Source organism: Beijerinckia sp. 28-YEA-48 (assembly GCF_900104955.1).
Classification (GTDB): Bacteria; Pseudomonadota; Alphaproteobacteria; order Rhizobiales; family Beijerinckiaceae; genus Terripilifer.
Map to the genome: position 1 here is coordinate 2,713,518 of NZ_FNSI01000001.1, position 14,191 is coordinate 2,727,708.

Below are 14,191 nucleotides of genomic sequence, written 5' to 3' on the forward strand. Positions count from 1 at the left end.
TCACGCTGTCATCTGGTCGCCACGCGCCCAGGTCGCATGGAAGCCCGAGGGCACGCGAACCGGGAGGACCACGCGGGCGATTGGCCCATCCTCGAAATTCTTGGCGTCGATGATCTGCACTTCCGAATGGCTGCGATCAGCCGCCTGGACGAAGGTGACGACATAGCCGTCGTCCTCATCCTTGGCGCCGATGCGTGGCGCAAAAGCGGCTTCCGACCCGGTCCAGCCCGCTTCGAACTTGTAGCTCTGCCGCGCACCGGTCTCGAGATTGTATTTGTGTAGACCGTCGAACAGCAGCAGTTCGCTCGGCGCCATCGACACGTGATAGGACCACTTCGACTTGCGGCCGGAATAATCCTGGTTGATCGCCGGGAATTCGCCAAAGGCATCATCAAGCTGGCGGAACTTGACCGCGCCGGTGCGCATGTTCATGCGCCATTCGACCGGAACCGCATGCAGCTTCAGCACCGCCACCATGGCCGCATAGTCGCCATAGGCGGCGTTCGGGCCATAGCCATGCGGCACCATTTTGCAGGCCTGCATGACGACATCGTCGCCATCTTCCCAGCTGTTGATGACATGGTAGATGTAACAGGGGTCGGTCTCGAACCAGCGAATATCGCCACCACGGCCATTGCGCGGCACCACGCCGAAGCGGGCGGGCTGGTTACGCTGCTGAATGCGCCACAGATTCTGTCGCAACCCCTGTTCGGTGAAGACGATCGGCAGATCATGCAGGATGATGTAGTTTTCGGTCAGCCCCATGTCGTGGGGCAGACGCGGGCCTGGCAGTTCGACACGATCGAAATTGGTCAGCACATTGTCTTTGCTGACAACGCCGAAACTCATCCAGGGCTCGTAGAGCGAATAGTCGAAAAATGCGAATTCGCCGGTGACATTATCGACCTTGGAATGGGCCGAGACATGACGCGGCAGCTTGCCACCAAAGTTCTCGTCACCAATGGTTTCGAGCGTGCGCGGATCGACGCGCACCGGCGTGCCGGAGATGTACCACAGGCCCATCAACTGACCGTTGTGGATGACCACATCGGTATTGGCCGTATCCTTGTAAACTTTCTCGCCACGCTCGCGATGGGCCGGCAGCAAAACGCCGCTTGCGCCGCAGCTGCCATTCAGATCAGCCACGTGATCCTTGGAACGGATATAGCGATTGCGATATTCGGCCTTGCCGCTCTCGAAATAGACGGCGTGCAACATGCCGTCACCATCGAACCAATGGTGCAGATCGGTTGGCATATGCGTCGGGTTCGGCCCGTTGCGCACATAGGCGCCGTGTAGATCGCGGGGGATTTCGCCGATGACTTTCGGCGACAGCACCGTCACCTCATCACTGACCGGCGCAAAGAAGCCCTGAATGTAAGGATTGCGTGCGTTGACGTTGTCCGAGTTGTGACCCAGTTCCGCCATCTCATTCCTCCTCCGTCATCCAGGCCCCATCCCTGGCTCGTTATCTCAGGTAAGCACGCTTGGTCTGTTAACGCAAGCTACTAAATAGCCCGTCCGCACGAGCTATTTCGCGAGAGCTATTTGGCCGGCCGAGGCCAGGGAAAGAACCGTGGAGTGCGGGCGACATATTTCGCCCAGGTTTCCGGCCGGGTGCGACTCATATGCATTTCCTTGAACCGCCCAGCCGAGCCATAGCCCATGAACCAGGTGACATAGATCGGGCAGACGATGGCCATCAGGCCATAGGGATGGGCGAGAGCAAAAATAAAATAGCCCCACCACATGACGGATTCGCCGAAGTAATTCGGCTGCCGCATTACGTTCCACACGCCTGTCTCAAGCAGGCCGCCGCGATTGGCAGGATTGTTCTTGAAGCGACGCAGCTGAAGATCGGCAAGAGATTGAAACAGAAATCCTGTCAGCCAAACGAGAAAACCGACAACAGCAATCCAGGAAGGCTGCGGGCTCGGCGCGCCGAAGGCAAAGGCGAAGGGCGCGCACCAAATCCAGATCAGAACGCCTTGCAGCAGATGGATCTGGAAAAAGCTCCACCACAGCCAAGCACTACCGTTCCGCTTACGCCAGGTGGCATAGGGCTCGCGCTCCGCACCGATATTGTCGTGAAACGTCTGGAAGGCGAGACGCAGCGACCACGCAGCGGCCATCGCCACCAGCAACGCCGACCACCAGGTGAAATTGGCGCGAAACAGATAGGCCATGAAACAGGCGGCGGCGAAGGGCAGCAGCGGATAGGCCACATCCATGATGCCGTGATTGCGCAGAGCGGTGCCGATCGCCCAAGTCACGATCAAGCCGAGTAGAATGACAATGCCGGCGGTCAACCAGACGCTGAACACACCGCGCAATGGCCCTTCACCGAGACTGAGCGTGATTAGGAGGATGACCAGCGGCACTGCGGCATGGACATAGTGCCAAGCTTTGCCGCGCGTCTCCTTCGGCATGACCAAAAGCCAGATAGCGGCGATGACGCACCAGCCAATCAGCATCTGTGCAATCAAGCTCACGGCAATCCTCCCCACTCGGATCAGCGTTATCCTGCCGCGTCACTCCACCGTCAGCAGAACCGTGCGCGGGAGACTTGCAAAATTAGTCCGTTAATGCAAGCTATCGCATGCGAGCCCCTGGGAGGGATGGTTTTGCGCAGGTTTGAATACGATCCGTCAGCGGCGCGCCGCGATGCGCGTCTCTTCGCGTTGCCAGCGAATGCGCTTGGCGTCGACCGGCAGGCCTGTGGCGACATCGCAGACGATCGGCGTAATGCGCTCACCGGTTTCGCGATCAAGCAGCTTCATCGGCGGGTTGTTGAAGTCACACAGCCAGCGCTCGCTCCAGCCGAAGAGCGCCAGAATAATTGGATAAAGACCAAGGCCCGCGGGCGTCAGCCGATATTCGAAACGGATCGGCCCGTCTTGATACGGATGTTTCTCGAAAATGCCGTTGGCGACAAACCTGTTCAGACGCTCGGTGAGAATGTTCGAAGAAATATTCAACACCTGCGTGAACTGGTCGAAGCGGCGCAGGCGAAAGAAAGCCGCCGACAGAATCGCCGCGCTCCAATAATCGCCGATGATCTCGACCGAACGCTCAATCGGCGCTTCGCCACGGCCGGTTTCCAATCGCCGCCGCCGCGAGCTGACGGGCAGACGCCGCTCCTCAATGCCAGGACCACGTTCATAGGTGATGCGGCGCGGATCGACCGGCTTGCCATGGGCGCGATCAAGCACATCGAAGTGGACGCGCTTGCCGGTCTCTCGATCAAAGAATGCCAGCGCATAGCGGTTGCGCAACGGCTCGGGCGCATAAAGTCGATCCCACTGCCCTTGCATCACCGAGATGCCGAACAGATCGAGCCCCATGGCGGTGAGACCATATTCGGTGCGCACGCCGCCTTCCCGGGTGCGCAGTTCCAGCAGGCCGGCGGAGACAAGCCGCGTCAGGCGATCGGACAGAACACTGCGCGGCAGGCCGAGATTGTCGCGCCAATCAGAGAAACGATGCACACCGAAGAAGGCATCGCGCAGGATCAGTTGCGTCCAGGTATCGCCCATGATGGCGAAGGCGCGCGCGACGGGATTGCCCAAAATCGCATCTATCAAATTCTGATCCACGATTTCGGTTCCGCTCCGTGGGTTCAAGACAAGCGACTGGGCAAGCGACGCGATGATGGCCAAAGGCGCCGCTCCTGTCGCGGCCGCCACGCAAATCAAATGCACATAATCAGCGGGAACAACAAGAGGGTTTTCTTGCAGGTGGCGACAGCGCTTGAGGCCAGCGCCTGCCGCGTCGCATGATTGACAGTGAATTGGGGCAACAGTACATTACTTCAATAATTGAAGTAATAACGGAGGGGACGACACGATGACGGACCTCGCAGGCCGCGTCGCGATTGTGACCGGCGCCGGCAAGAGCCTGGGGCGCGCCTATGCGCTTGGCCTCGCCGCGCAGGGCGCCGCCGTTGTCGTCAACAATCGCCGCCATCCTGGTGAACGCACAGAAGACACATCCGCCGCGCAAGTGGTTGCCGCCATCCGCGCCCAGGGTGGACGTGCCGTGGCCAATTATGATGAGGTGGAACAAGCCACTGCCGGCGACGCGATGGTCAAAGCCGCCCTCGACAGCTTCGGACGTCTCGACATCGTCATCGCCAATGCGGCGGTGCCGCAGGCGGCGGCCTTTCACAAGACGTCGGCTGAGGAATTCCGTACCATTTTCGACGTTGGCTTCTATGGCACGCTGCATCTGTTGCAGGCGGCCTGGCCGATCATGCGCGAGAACGGCTATGGCCGCATCGTCACCACCACATCAAGCGCCGGGCGCTTCGGCAATCATGGCCTCACCGCCTATGGCGCCGCCAAGGGCGCCATCGAAAGCCTGACGCGCAGTCTCGCCGCCGAGGGCGCGTCACGCGGCATCAAGGCCAATGCGATTTCGCCCTATGCCCTGTCGCAGATGACGTCCGGCTATCTCTCGGGCGACATGGCCGAACGGTTCAGCCCCGAACAGGTGGTGCCCATGGTGCTGTGGCTGGCGAGCGAGGCCTGCACCGCCAATGGCGAGGTGATCATCGCCGGCGGCGGCCATTTCCGGCGCGGCTTTCCCGTGGAAACCACGAGCGCTCCGGGCACAGGCAAGACCATGGCGGATGTCTTTGACGAGATCCGCGACAGGGAGGGGGTCGCCTACACCTCATCCAACGCCGCCTTCGACGGACTGCTCAAGGACATGAACTTGAGCGCTGCCGACGCCCGTAAGAAATCGGCCACATAAGAGAGACGCGGATGGACGCCCAGGTCGTGCAGATTCTTCAGCTGACCCTCAACGGGATCTCCATCGGCTCGATCTATGCCCTGGTCGCGCTCGGCATCGTGCTGACCTACAAGGCAACCGAGGTGCTGAACTTCGCCTATGGCGACATTCTGATGATGTCGGCCTTCATCGGCTGGGGCCTGATCGTCGTGGTGGGCATCCCGTTCTGGCCCGCCGCCCTGCTGACCATCCTCATCGCCGCCGTGCTCGGCTTTTTCCTCGACCGTTATGTGATGCGCACGATCGTCGGGCAGCCGCAATTTGCTGGCGTCATGCTCACCATCGCACTGGCCTTCATGCTGCGCGGCCTTGTCAGCATGGGCTTTGGTCCAAGCTCGCGCAGTTACCCGACACCCTGGACCGGCCATATCACCCATATCGGACCGATCGTGGTGACCGATCTCAACCTCGTCATCCTCGCCGCCGCCTTGATCGTCACGGCGCTGCTGTTCCTGTTCCTGCGCTACACCCAGCTTGGCGTCGCCATTCAGGCGTCGTCGCAGAACCAACTCGCCGCTTATCTCTGCGGCATCCGCGTGAAGCGACTGAACTCGCTGGTCTGGGGCCTCACCGCCGCCATGGCCGCCGTCGCCGGCCTGCTGCTGGCCCCCATCGCGCTGGTCGATATCAGCCTCTGGTTCGTCGTCCTCAAGGGCCTCGCGGCGCTGGTGCTCGGCGGCTTTGGCAGCATTCCGGGCGCCATCATCGGCGGCCTGCTCATCGGACTGATCGAACAATTCGCCGGGGTCTATCTGCCCGATGGCGCCAAGGAAATGTCGGCGCAGCTGGTGCTGATCGTCGTCTTGATCTGTTGGCCCCGCGGCCTGTTAGGCGAAGCGCACGGAAGACGAGTTTAACATGCGGTTTGCATACGACACCTCCTACAGCGATGCGCAACGGCTGCTGCGCTACCGTTCGCAATGGCTCTGCTATGGCGCGCTGGTCATCGCCCTCATCGTCGCGCCCTGGGTCATCCCGGCCTATTACGTCGGTGAGCTGAGCTATCTCTTCATCATCGCCATCGCCAGCCTGGCGCTGATGGTGCTGACCGGCTTCACCGGCCAGGTCTCGCTCGGCCACGCCGCCTTCATGGCCATCGGCGCTTATACCCATGCGCTACTGCTCGACCAGGGCATCGGCTTCATCCCCTCCATCCTGGGGGCTGCGACACTGACGGGCGTGGTTGGTCTGGCCGTCGGCCTGCCGGCGATCCGCGTTTCGGGGCTTTATCTGGCGATGGTGACGCTCGCCTGCGCCATGCTGACCGAACAGGTCATCGGCCGCTGGAAGGATTTGACCGGTGGCTTCACCGGCATTCCCGTCTCGCCACCCATCATCTTCGGCTATGACTTCAGCTCGCTGAAGGCCTTCTATTTCCTGTGCCTGGTCATCCTGGCCATGGTTCTGCTCGGCCTGATCAATCTGATACGCGGCCGTACCGGACGCGCCTTCATCGGCGTGCGCGATTCAGAAGCCGCCGCCTATACGCTCGGCATCTGGGTTGGCGGCTATAAAGTGCTGGCCTTCGCGATCTCCGCCTTCGTCACTGGCATCGCCGGCGCGCTGCTGGCCCATCACCTGCAATTCCTGACACCGGACGGGTTCAGCGTCATGCTGTCGATGGAGCTGGTGCTGATGGTGGTGATCGGCGGGCTCGGCTCGCTGCGTGGTGCCATCTTCGGCGCAGTACTGATCGGCATGCTGCCGACGCTGATCTCGAAGATCAAGCCGCTGCTGCCGACCAGCATTTCCTCGCAGTTCGGCCTTGAGACGTTCGTTTTCGGCTTGATCCTGGCTCTGTTCGTGATGTTCGAGCCCAATGGGCTCAACGGCCGCTGGCTCAAACTGAAAGTGCTATTCCAGAACTTCCCGCTTTATCGGCGCAACACGTTCCGACGCGGCAAGACCTATATGCATTCGGAGCGCTATCGATGAGCTATTTCTCCGTCGACAGCGTCTCTCTGTCCTTTGGTGGCGTGCGCGCCATTCGGGATCTCAGCTTCGATGTGGCGAAGGGCGAGGTCTTCGCCATCATTGGCCCCAATGGCGCCGGCAAGACGTCTGTCTTCAACGTCATCACGCGGGTATTCACCGCCAGCTCCGGTCGCATCACCTTCGATGGCCAGGATATCACCCATGTTCCGCGCCACAAAGTCGTCGACTATGGCATCGCCCGCACTTTCCAGAACATCGAACTGTTTGAAGGCGCGGCGGTGATCGACAATCTCCTGCTTGGCCGTCATCGCTTCTCCTACGGCAATCTGCTCTCGGAAATCTGCTGGCTGCCGGGCATTCAGCGGGCGGAAGCGGAATCGCGCGCCCGCGTCGAAGACATTATCGATTTCCTCGAACTCGCCCCCTATCGCAACAGTCTGGTTTCCTCCCTGCCCTATGGCGTGCGCAAAGTGGTCGAACTGGCGCGCGCCCTCGCCACCCAGCCGAAACTGTTGCTGCTCGACGAGCCCGCCTCCGGCCTCAACCCGGAAGAGGCGCGTGACCTTGCCTTCTGGATCGACGACATCCGCAGCGATCTTGGCGTCACCGTGGTGATGATCGAGCACGACATGTCGCTCGTCTCCCAAGCCGCAGATCGGGTGTTGTGCATGAATGCCGGCCAAGTGCTCGCCATCGGCGCGGTGGACGAGGTGCAAGCCAACCCCACCGTCATCTCCGCTTATCTCGGGACATAGCGACATGAGCGAACCCTTGATGAGCATCCGCAATATCGAGACTTGGTACGGTCCGATCAACGCCATTCGCGGTGTCAGCCTTGATGTGCACGAAGGCCGCATCGTCGCGGTTCTCGGTGCCAATGGCGCCGGAAAATCGACCCTGCTGCGCACCATCGCCGGCGTGATCGACCCGTTCAAAGGCGCGGTGACATTCGACGGCCAGATGATCCACGGGCTCGATCCCGATGAAATTGCCCGTCGAGGCGTCGTTCTGGTGCCGGAGGGACGGCAGGTGTTTCCGTTCCTGAGTGTGCGCGAAAACCTGATGATGGGCGCCGTGGCGCGGCGCGACAAAGCTGGGCTCGCCGACGATTTGGAACAGATTTTCAACTGGTTCCCGCGTCTGCGCGAACGCACCAACCAATATGGCGGCCTGCTCTCGGGTGGCGAACAGCAGATGCTCGCCATCGGCCGGGCGCTGATGTCACGGCCCCGCATGCTCCTGCTCGACGAGCCTTCCCTTGGTCTCTCGCCCTTGATCACCAAGGACATTTTTTCCATCATCGGGCGCGTCAATGCCGAGACCAAGACGACCATCCTGGTGGTCGAGCAGAATGCGGCGATCGCGCTGAAGAATGCGCAGGACGCCTACATCATGGAACTGGGGAGGATCGTCGCCGCCGGCTTGAGTGAAGAGCTCATGCAGAAGCAGGACGTGAAGGAGTTCTACCTCGGCACCGGCGCGACAACAGGAGCGGATGGACGCATGCAACGCTGGAAGAGGCGCAAGACATGGCGGTAGCAGGCATGGCAGCTCTGCGCATCGACACGGCGCCGCCGCCGTGGAGCCCCATCTCGGTTGCGGGCCAGGACACGCCGACCCGACTGTTTCGGGCGCGCTGCCAGGCGTGGAAAGAGCGGCCGGCGTTGCGCCAGAAACGCAAAGGCATCTGGCATTCGCACAGCTGGGGCGACTATTATTTCAACGCCCGCGCCATCGGCCTGGCGCTCCTCGATGTCGGCTGCAAGCGTGGCGATGTCATTGCCGTTCTGGCCGAGAACCGGCCCGAATGGCTCTTCGCCGATATGGGTGCGCAATGTGTTGGCGTCATCGGCACAGGCATTTACCCGACCTCCCCGCCCGAACAGATCGAATATATCCTGATCAATTCAGGCGCCCGCGTCATCTTCGTCGAGAACGACGAGCAACTCGACAAGACGCTCGAGATCCGCAAGAACTGCCCGGGCCTGACACGCATCGTGGTGATGGACTGGGACGGGTTACGCGATTTCTCCGATCCGCAGGTGGTGCCGTTCTCCGCCTTCCTGGCACGTGGCCAGGAACAGGCGACGGCGCAGGCGGAGGTTTTCGAACAAGCGATCGATACGACCGATCAGGCCGATACGGCTTTTCTCGTCTATACATCAGGCACAACCGGCGCGCCGAAAGGCGCGATGATCTCCAATCGCAACGTGATGTTCCAGCTCGAGGCGATTGCCCGGCATCTGCCGGTGGCCGAGCTCGATCATTCCATCTCCTTCCTGCCGCTCTGTCATATCGCCGAGCGCATGGGCACGGTGTTCAACCAGCTCCGGCTCGGCGTCATCGTGCATTTTCCTGAAAACGCCGGCACCGTCTTCAATGATATCCGCGAAGTCGCGCCGCATATGCTGTTTGCGCCGCCGCGCTTCTGGGAGAAGATGCATTCCCAGATCGAATTGTTCCTGCGCGACGCCATGCCGTTGGCGCGCAAGGTCTACGCCAAGGCGGTCGCCGACGGTGCGGCCATTGCGGAGGCGACCATGGCGGGGCGCCAGGTCTCGGGACTACGGCGCTGGCGCTTCGCGGCGCTGCAGCTCGTCGCGCTGATGAATGTGCGCAAATTCCTCGGCTTGCAGAACATCAAAGTGGCCACCACCGGTGCCGCGCCCGTGCCGCCGGATCTGATCAAATGGTACATGGCCATGGGCATCAATCTGCTCGAAGCCTATGGCATGACGGAGACGACCGGCTATGCCACGGCGATGCCGGCGAACGGCATCCGGGTCGGCACGGCCGGCATCGGCGTCGATAAAACCGAACTCAAGATCGGCGCCGAGGAGGAAATCCTCGTGCGCGGGCCGCATGTCTTCCAAGGCTATTGGCACATGCCGCAGAAGACCGCTGAGGCGATCGACCACGACGGCTGGCTGCGCACGGGCGATTGTGGCGAGATCGATGCCGATGGCTATCTGCGGGTCAAGGACCGGTTGAAGGACATCATCATCACCTCCGGCGGCAAGAACATCACCCCGAGCCAGATCGAGAACGATCTCAAATTCAGCCCCTATATCGTCGATGCGATGCTGGTCGGCGATGGGCGAAAATATCTTACCTGCCTCGTCATGATCGATCAGGACAATGTCGCCAAATTCGCTCAGGACAAACAGGTTCCCTACACCGATTTCAGGAGCCTGACGCAGACCAGCGAAGTGCAGACCCTGGTGCGCACGGAGATCGAGACCATCAACGGCAAGCTGGCGCGAGTGGAGCAGATCAAGGATTTCCGCCTCATCGAAGACCTGTTGACGGCCGAGGACGAGGAACTGACGCCGACCATGAAACTCAAGCGGCGTGCCGTCGCTAAGAAATACGCGGCGCTGATCGAGACCATGTACCAAAACTGAGGGTTGAACTCGCAACGGAGGGGATGATGCGTTTAAAGACAGCATTAATGGCGGGTGCCTTAGCTGGCGCCGTGCTGACCGGACTATCCGGCTTGGCCCGCGCAGCGGGCATTACGGACAGCGAAATCGTTCTGGGCACCCATCTGGACCTTTCAGGTCCCGTGGCTGCCGCCATGCCGCAATTGCGCAACGGCATGCAGATGCGGTTCGACGAAGCCAATGAAGCGGGCGGCATCAACGGCCGCAAGATCCGCCTCATCGTCGAGGATAACGGCAGCCAACCGCAGCTTGCCGTGCGCGCCACCGACAAGCTGATCCGCAGCGACGGTGTCTTCGCCATCGTCAATGCCTTCGGCTCGGGCACCAATGCCGCCGTGGTCAAGCGCGCCGTCGATGCCGGCGTGATTTACTTCTCGCCCTGGGGCGCGGCAGCCGTGTTGCAAAAGATTTCCGGCCGCAGCCCGCTGCTGTTCACGACGACCGCCGACTACGACACCACAGCAAATGCCGGTCTTGGCTGGCTGATCGATGAGAACAAGGCCAAGAAAGTCGGCTTCATCTTCCAGGAAGGTCCGCTCGGCGAATTGACCAAGACTGGCGTTGTCGCAGCCCTTGAATCCCGGGGCATGAAGCTTGCGGCCGAAGCCTCGTATAAGGTCGGCGACATCGATTTCTCCTCCCAAGTGGCTCGTATGAAGGCCGCTGATGTCGACATTATTTTCGCCGCGACCCTGACGCGCGAGACCGTCGGCGTCATGTCGGAAGTGAAGAAACTCGGCTGGGACAGCGTCAAGGTGCTGACGACCATTCCGGGGCGGACGATTGTTGTTGCTGAAATCGGCAAGGGCGCCGTGGAAAGCCTGTCCGGTATTGGCACCTGGTATATCTGGCCTCCGGGCGCAGAGCCGGCTGACGTCAAGGTCTGGCAGGAGAAGTATCGCAAGCTCTTCAAGATCGAGCCGGACGAAAATGCTTTCCTGGCCTATGCCTATTCCGACTGGTTCGTGAAATACGGCCTGCAAGCGGCCGGGCGCGATATCACCGCCGAAAAGGTCGTCAAAGGCCTGCAGAGCTCCACCTATACCGACAGCCCGATCTTCTATGGGCCGAAGCGTTTCAAGAACAATCATATCGATCCGGAAACCGTGCAGATCAGCCAGGTCAAAAAGGGCGTCTGGATGCCGATCAGCGGTATGATCGATCCGAAGTAAGGCAGGCCAAACGAACGGCGCCGCGTTCGCGCGCGGCGCCGTTTGCTTTTCAACCGTTGGAGCACTGAAGGCATGAGTGAACAGCCCGCGATCGATTTCTCCCGTCTCGGCCCTGCGGCCGGCGCGCGCATCGCCATCGTCGGCGGCTGCGGCGGCATGGGGCGCGCGCTCGTGCGCGCCTTGCTGGACACGGGCGTGCAAGTGGCTGTGCTCGATCTGCCGACATCGATCGAACAACATAAGCCGCCGGCCGGTGCCATCGCGATTGCGATCGACGGCAGCCAGGAAGAGAGTGTGACTCAGGCTTTCGCTGATCTAAGCCGGCAATGGGATCGTATCGACGGCTTCGTCAATCTCGCCGGCTTCATGAAGGGGTTTCATCCGATCGCCGAATTGCCGGCGGCGATTTTCGACGAAGTCATGACAGGCAATCTGCGCACCCAGTTCCTGTGCGCCCGTGCCGCGCTGCCTTTGCTGCACAAGAGCAGCCAGGCGGCCATGGTCAATGTCACCTCCACTCTCGGCATCGATGTCCACGGCGGTTACGTCCATTACTCGGCCGCGAAAGCCGGCATTATCGCGCTGACCAAGGGGCTGGCGCGCGAGAATGCGCCGCGCGTGCGCGTCAATGCTCTGGCGCCTGGCCTGACCAACACCGCTTTCCTCGTCGGTGGCACGGGCCGAGAGAAAGTGTTCGACGATATGGACCCGCAGCTCTATGGCAAACGCGTGCCGCTGAAGCGGGTCGCCGTCGCCGACGACATGGTCGGCCCGATCCTGTTCATGCTGGGCGCGGCCTCGCGCTATATGACCGGCGAAACCATGATCGTCGACGGCGGCACCTATGTGCAGTGATCAGAGGCGCAATCACAATTTCCTGTGCAGGAAATCGAGGACAATGCGGTTGAATGCGTCGGGCTGTTCAGCCCAGCCGAAGTGACCGACACTTGGCATGCAAACGAATTCGGCCCCAGCAATTTTCGTCGCCATTTTCTCCATGACGGCGACGGGCGCCGTGCGATCGCCTTCGCCAGCGATGCACAGGGTCGGCACATTGATCTTCGGCAGCACGTCGCGGCCATCGTAATGCACGATGGCGCTGATGGCGGCGCGGAAAGTTTCCTCGCGCATGGTGCCGACGGTGCCGATCACCAGATCAACCGCAGGACCATTGGCGCCCGACACCATCATCTGGCGCAGCATGCCCGGCGTATATTGCGCAATGCTCTGCCCGGCATCGAGCGGCGCGACGCGATCACGCACGAATTGCTGCTGCCATTCGCCATCGGGCTTGCCGAAGGCAGCGCTTGTCGCCGACAGGATGAGACCGGCAACCTTGTCGGGGAACAGGCCGAACGCCCGCTGCGCGATCATGCCGCCCATCGAATGACCGACCAGCACATTGCGCGCGCCGCCGGCAACATCAAGAAGTCGCCCAAGCGCTTCCGCCGCGACCTCGACCGAGAAGGGCTGCGGCAACGGGCTCAGGCCATAACCTGGCGCATCCCAGGCCAGCACCCGATAGCCAGCCGCAACCAGGGCTGCGATCTGCGCCCGCCAATAGTCCTTGGCGCCAAAAGCGCCGTGCAGCAGCACGATGGTGACATCGCCTGCACCCGTGACGCTGTAGTCGGGAATTCGCTTGGTCATCCAGCTCTCCATGGGGGGGGGGGGCACTATAACTTCATTTAATGAAGTATTATTTGCAAGTCCTTTGCGTAGAAAGGGAGGAGCAGAATGACTGACAATGCCTGGAAGCTCCCAATTGTGAGCAAAAACCAACGACTTCTATCCCCGGCGGGACTCAGCTAAGAGCTAGGATCAAGGTTTTGGATCCCATCGTGGTCAGCAAGGACAAGCCCGAACAGCTGATGACCCCGGCGCGCCTCGCCCAGGCGGTCACCGGCGACGCGTGGACATTGCACATCCTGCGGCACGCCTTCCGCGGGACACGGCGTTATAGCCAGTGGCGCGAGCTTTTCGCTGGCGAGGGCATGCCCATCCCCGAACCTGTGTTGAGTGATCGCCTAGGACGGCTGGTGTCTTATCAAGTCCTCGAGCGACAGCCCACCACGCCGCAGGGCGCGCATCTTGAATACCGGTTGACCGATCGCGGCCTTGAACTGTGGACGCTGTTGATCTCGATCCGGGATTGGGAAGAGCGTTATGCTGGCGGGCGACGCGGCAAAAATACGGCGATGATCGTGCATACGAGTTGTGGCCACCCGACGCATCCGACCCTGATCTGCTCCCATTGCAGCAAAACCGTCACGGCGCGCGACACCAGGCTCGACATGATCGTCGCCAAGTCCGGCACGTCCGCTGCAAAATTATTGAAAGTGCCCAATACACGCCGCTCGAACGCCGCCGAGCGTGGTGCGCGCGGCAAATTCCTGCGCACTCAGACCTTGCAGATCATCGGCGACCGTTGGAGCAATATGCTGCTAGGCGCCCTCTTCCTCGGCAAGCACGGCTTCGACGAATTGCGAGGCTTCCTGGCGATTCCACCGGCCGTTCTTTCCAATCGCCTGGCGAAATTCGTGTCGCTGGGCGTGTTGCAGAAAGAGAACCACGCCGAAACCCCACGCCGCAAATTCTACCGGCTGACCGACAAAGGCCTGGCGCTGTTTCCGCTCGTCATTTTCACGGTCGACTGGGGCAATCGCTGGCTGACCGCTCATCCGGAACATTTCCGCATCGTCCACACCACGTGCGGCGCCACGCTGCGCCCGACGCTGGCCTGCAGCCATTGCCACGAGCATCTGCAACGCCAGACGGTGCAACTGGTCCCCTGACATGAGCGCAAGGCCCGTTTTCAACGACGTTACCGCCTGACTTGTTTACTTC

The 14,191-nt window shown here is 61.1% G+C and carries 13 protein-coding genes; 9 read left to right on the forward strand and 4 right to left on the reverse strand.

Annotation, left to right across the window (positions count from 1 at the left end; all coding sequences use genetic code 11):
* The 3 genes from BLW50_RS12790 to BLW50_RS12800 form a co-directional block, all read right to left on the reverse strand.
* Positions 1-1,428, reverse strand: coding sequence for a carotenoid oxygenase family protein (locus BLW50_RS12790; RefSeq protein ID WP_090702738.1), 1,428 nt, complete (start codon positions 1,426-1,428; stop codon positions 1-3).
* Between the two features lie 116 nt (positions 1,429-1,544).
* Positions 1,545-2,492, reverse strand: a complete 948-nt coding sequence (locus tag BLW50_RS12795; protein ID WP_210186076.1) for a DUF1295 domain-containing protein — start codon at positions 2,490-2,492, stop codon at positions 1,545-1,547.
* A gap of 156 nt (positions 2,493-2,648) precedes the next feature.
* Complete coding sequence (locus tag BLW50_RS12800; protein WP_210186077.1) at positions 2,649-3,596, reverse strand: winged helix-turn-helix transcriptional regulator; 948 nt, start codon at positions 3,594-3,596, stop codon at positions 2,649-2,651.
* A gap of 250 nt (positions 3,597-3,846) precedes the next feature.
* Between BLW50_RS12800 and BLW50_RS12805 the strand changes: the two genes are divergently transcribed.
* The 8 genes from BLW50_RS12805 (at position 3,847) to BLW50_RS12840 (ending at position 12,199) form a co-directional block, all read left to right on the forward strand.
* Positions 3,847-4,755, forward strand: coding sequence for an SDR family NAD(P)-dependent oxidoreductase (locus BLW50_RS12805; protein WP_090702745.1), 909 nt, complete (start codon positions 3,847-3,849; stop codon positions 4,753-4,755).
* Between the two features lie 11 nt (positions 4,756-4,766).
* Positions 4,767-5,651 carry a branched-chain amino acid ABC transporter permease gene (locus BLW50_RS12810; protein WP_210186078.1) on the forward strand — a complete coding sequence of 295 codons (885 nt, stop codon included), beginning with the start codon at positions 4,767-4,769 and terminating at the stop codon, positions 5,649-5,651.
* A 1-nt stretch (position 5,652) separates the two neighbouring features.
* On the forward strand, positions 5,653-6,729 hold the full coding sequence (locus BLW50_RS12815) for a branched-chain amino acid ABC transporter permease (protein ID WP_090702748.1): 1,077 nt from the start codon (positions 5,653-5,655) through the stop codon (positions 6,727-6,729).
* Positions 6,726-7,484, forward strand: coding sequence for an ABC transporter ATP-binding protein (locus BLW50_RS12820; protein ID WP_090702751.1), 759 nt, complete (start codon positions 6,726-6,728; stop codon positions 7,482-7,484). The genes BLW50_RS12815 and BLW50_RS12820 overlap by 4 nt, the downstream gene beginning before the upstream one ends.
* A gap of 4 nt (positions 7,485-7,488) precedes the next feature.
* Positions 7,489-8,268 carry an ABC transporter ATP-binding protein gene (locus BLW50_RS12825; RefSeq protein WP_090702753.1) on the forward strand — a complete coding sequence of 260 codons (780 nt, stop codon included), beginning with the start codon at positions 7,489-7,491 and terminating at the stop codon, positions 8,266-8,268.
* Positions 8,259-10,133, forward strand: coding sequence for an AMP-dependent synthetase/ligase (locus tag BLW50_RS12830; protein ID WP_090702756.1), 1,875 nt, complete (start codon positions 8,259-8,261; stop codon positions 10,131-10,133). The genes BLW50_RS12825 and BLW50_RS12830 overlap by 10 nt, the downstream gene beginning before the upstream one ends.
* 26 nt (positions 10,134-10,159) lie before the next feature.
* On the forward strand, positions 10,160-11,344 hold the full coding sequence (locus BLW50_RS12835) for an ABC transporter substrate-binding protein (RefSeq protein WP_170850134.1): 1,185 nt from the start codon (positions 10,160-10,162) through the stop codon (positions 11,342-11,344).
* Positions 11,345-11,416: 72 nt separating this feature from the next.
* On the forward strand, positions 11,417-12,199 hold the full coding sequence (locus BLW50_RS12840) for an SDR family NAD(P)-dependent oxidoreductase (RefSeq protein WP_090702763.1): 783 nt from the start codon (positions 11,417-11,419) through the stop codon (positions 12,197-12,199).
* Positions 12,200-12,211: 12 nt separating this feature from the next.
* On the opposite strand, the gene BLW50_RS12845 is transcribed toward BLW50_RS12840, so the two are convergent.
* Positions 12,212-12,994 carry an alpha/beta fold hydrolase gene (locus BLW50_RS12845; protein ID WP_170850135.1) on the reverse strand — a complete coding sequence of 261 codons (783 nt, stop codon included), beginning with the start codon at positions 12,992-12,994 and terminating at the stop codon, positions 12,212-12,214.
* A 179-nt stretch (positions 12,995-13,173) separates the two neighbouring features.
* On the opposite strand from BLW50_RS12845, the gene BLW50_RS12850 reads away from it, so the two are divergent.
* On the forward strand, positions 13,174-14,139 hold the full coding sequence (locus BLW50_RS12850) for a winged helix-turn-helix transcriptional regulator (RefSeq protein ID WP_139267590.1): 966 nt from the start codon (positions 13,174-13,176) through the stop codon (positions 14,137-14,139).
* Positions 14,140-14,191 lie beyond the last annotated feature (52 nt).

Bases quoted from the DNA above. Each gene is read 5' to 3' on its own strand.
- BLW50_RS12830 (WP_090702756.1), top strand. From the start codon at position 8,259: ATGGCGGTAGCAGGCATGGCAGCTCTGCGCATCGACACGGCGCCGCCG.
- BLW50_RS12805 (WP_090702745.1), top strand. From the start codon at position 3,847: ATGACGGACCTCGCAGGCCGCGTCGCGATTGTGACCGGCGCCGGCAAG.
- BLW50_RS12810 (WP_210186078.1), top strand. From the start codon at position 4,767: ATGGACGCCCAGGTCGTGCAGATTCTTCAGCTGACCCTCAACGGGATC.
- BLW50_RS12815 (WP_090702748.1), top strand. From the start codon at position 5,653: ATGCGGTTTGCATACGACACCTCCTACAGCGATGCGCAACGGCTGCTG.
- BLW50_RS12840 (WP_090702763.1), top strand. From the start codon at position 11,417: ATGAGTGAACAGCCCGCGATCGATTTCTCCCGTCTCGGCCCTGCGGCC.
- BLW50_RS12825 (WP_090702753.1), top strand. From the start codon at position 7,489: ATGAGCGAACCCTTGATGAGCATCCGCAATATCGAGACTTGGTACGGT.
- BLW50_RS12835 (WP_170850134.1), top strand. From the start codon at position 10,160: ATGCGTTTAAAGACAGCATTAATGGCGGGTGCCTTAGCTGGCGCCGTG.
- BLW50_RS12845 (WP_170850135.1), bottom strand. From the start codon at position 12,994: ATGACCAAGCGAATTCCCGACTACAGCGTCACGGGTGCAGGCGATGTC.
- BLW50_RS12790 (WP_090702738.1), bottom strand. From the start codon at position 1,428: ATGGCGGAACTGGGTCACAACTCGGACAACGTCAACGCACGCAATCCT.
- BLW50_RS12820 (WP_090702751.1), top strand. From the start codon at position 6,726: ATGAGCTATTTCTCCGTCGACAGCGTCTCTCTGTCCTTTGGTGGCGTG.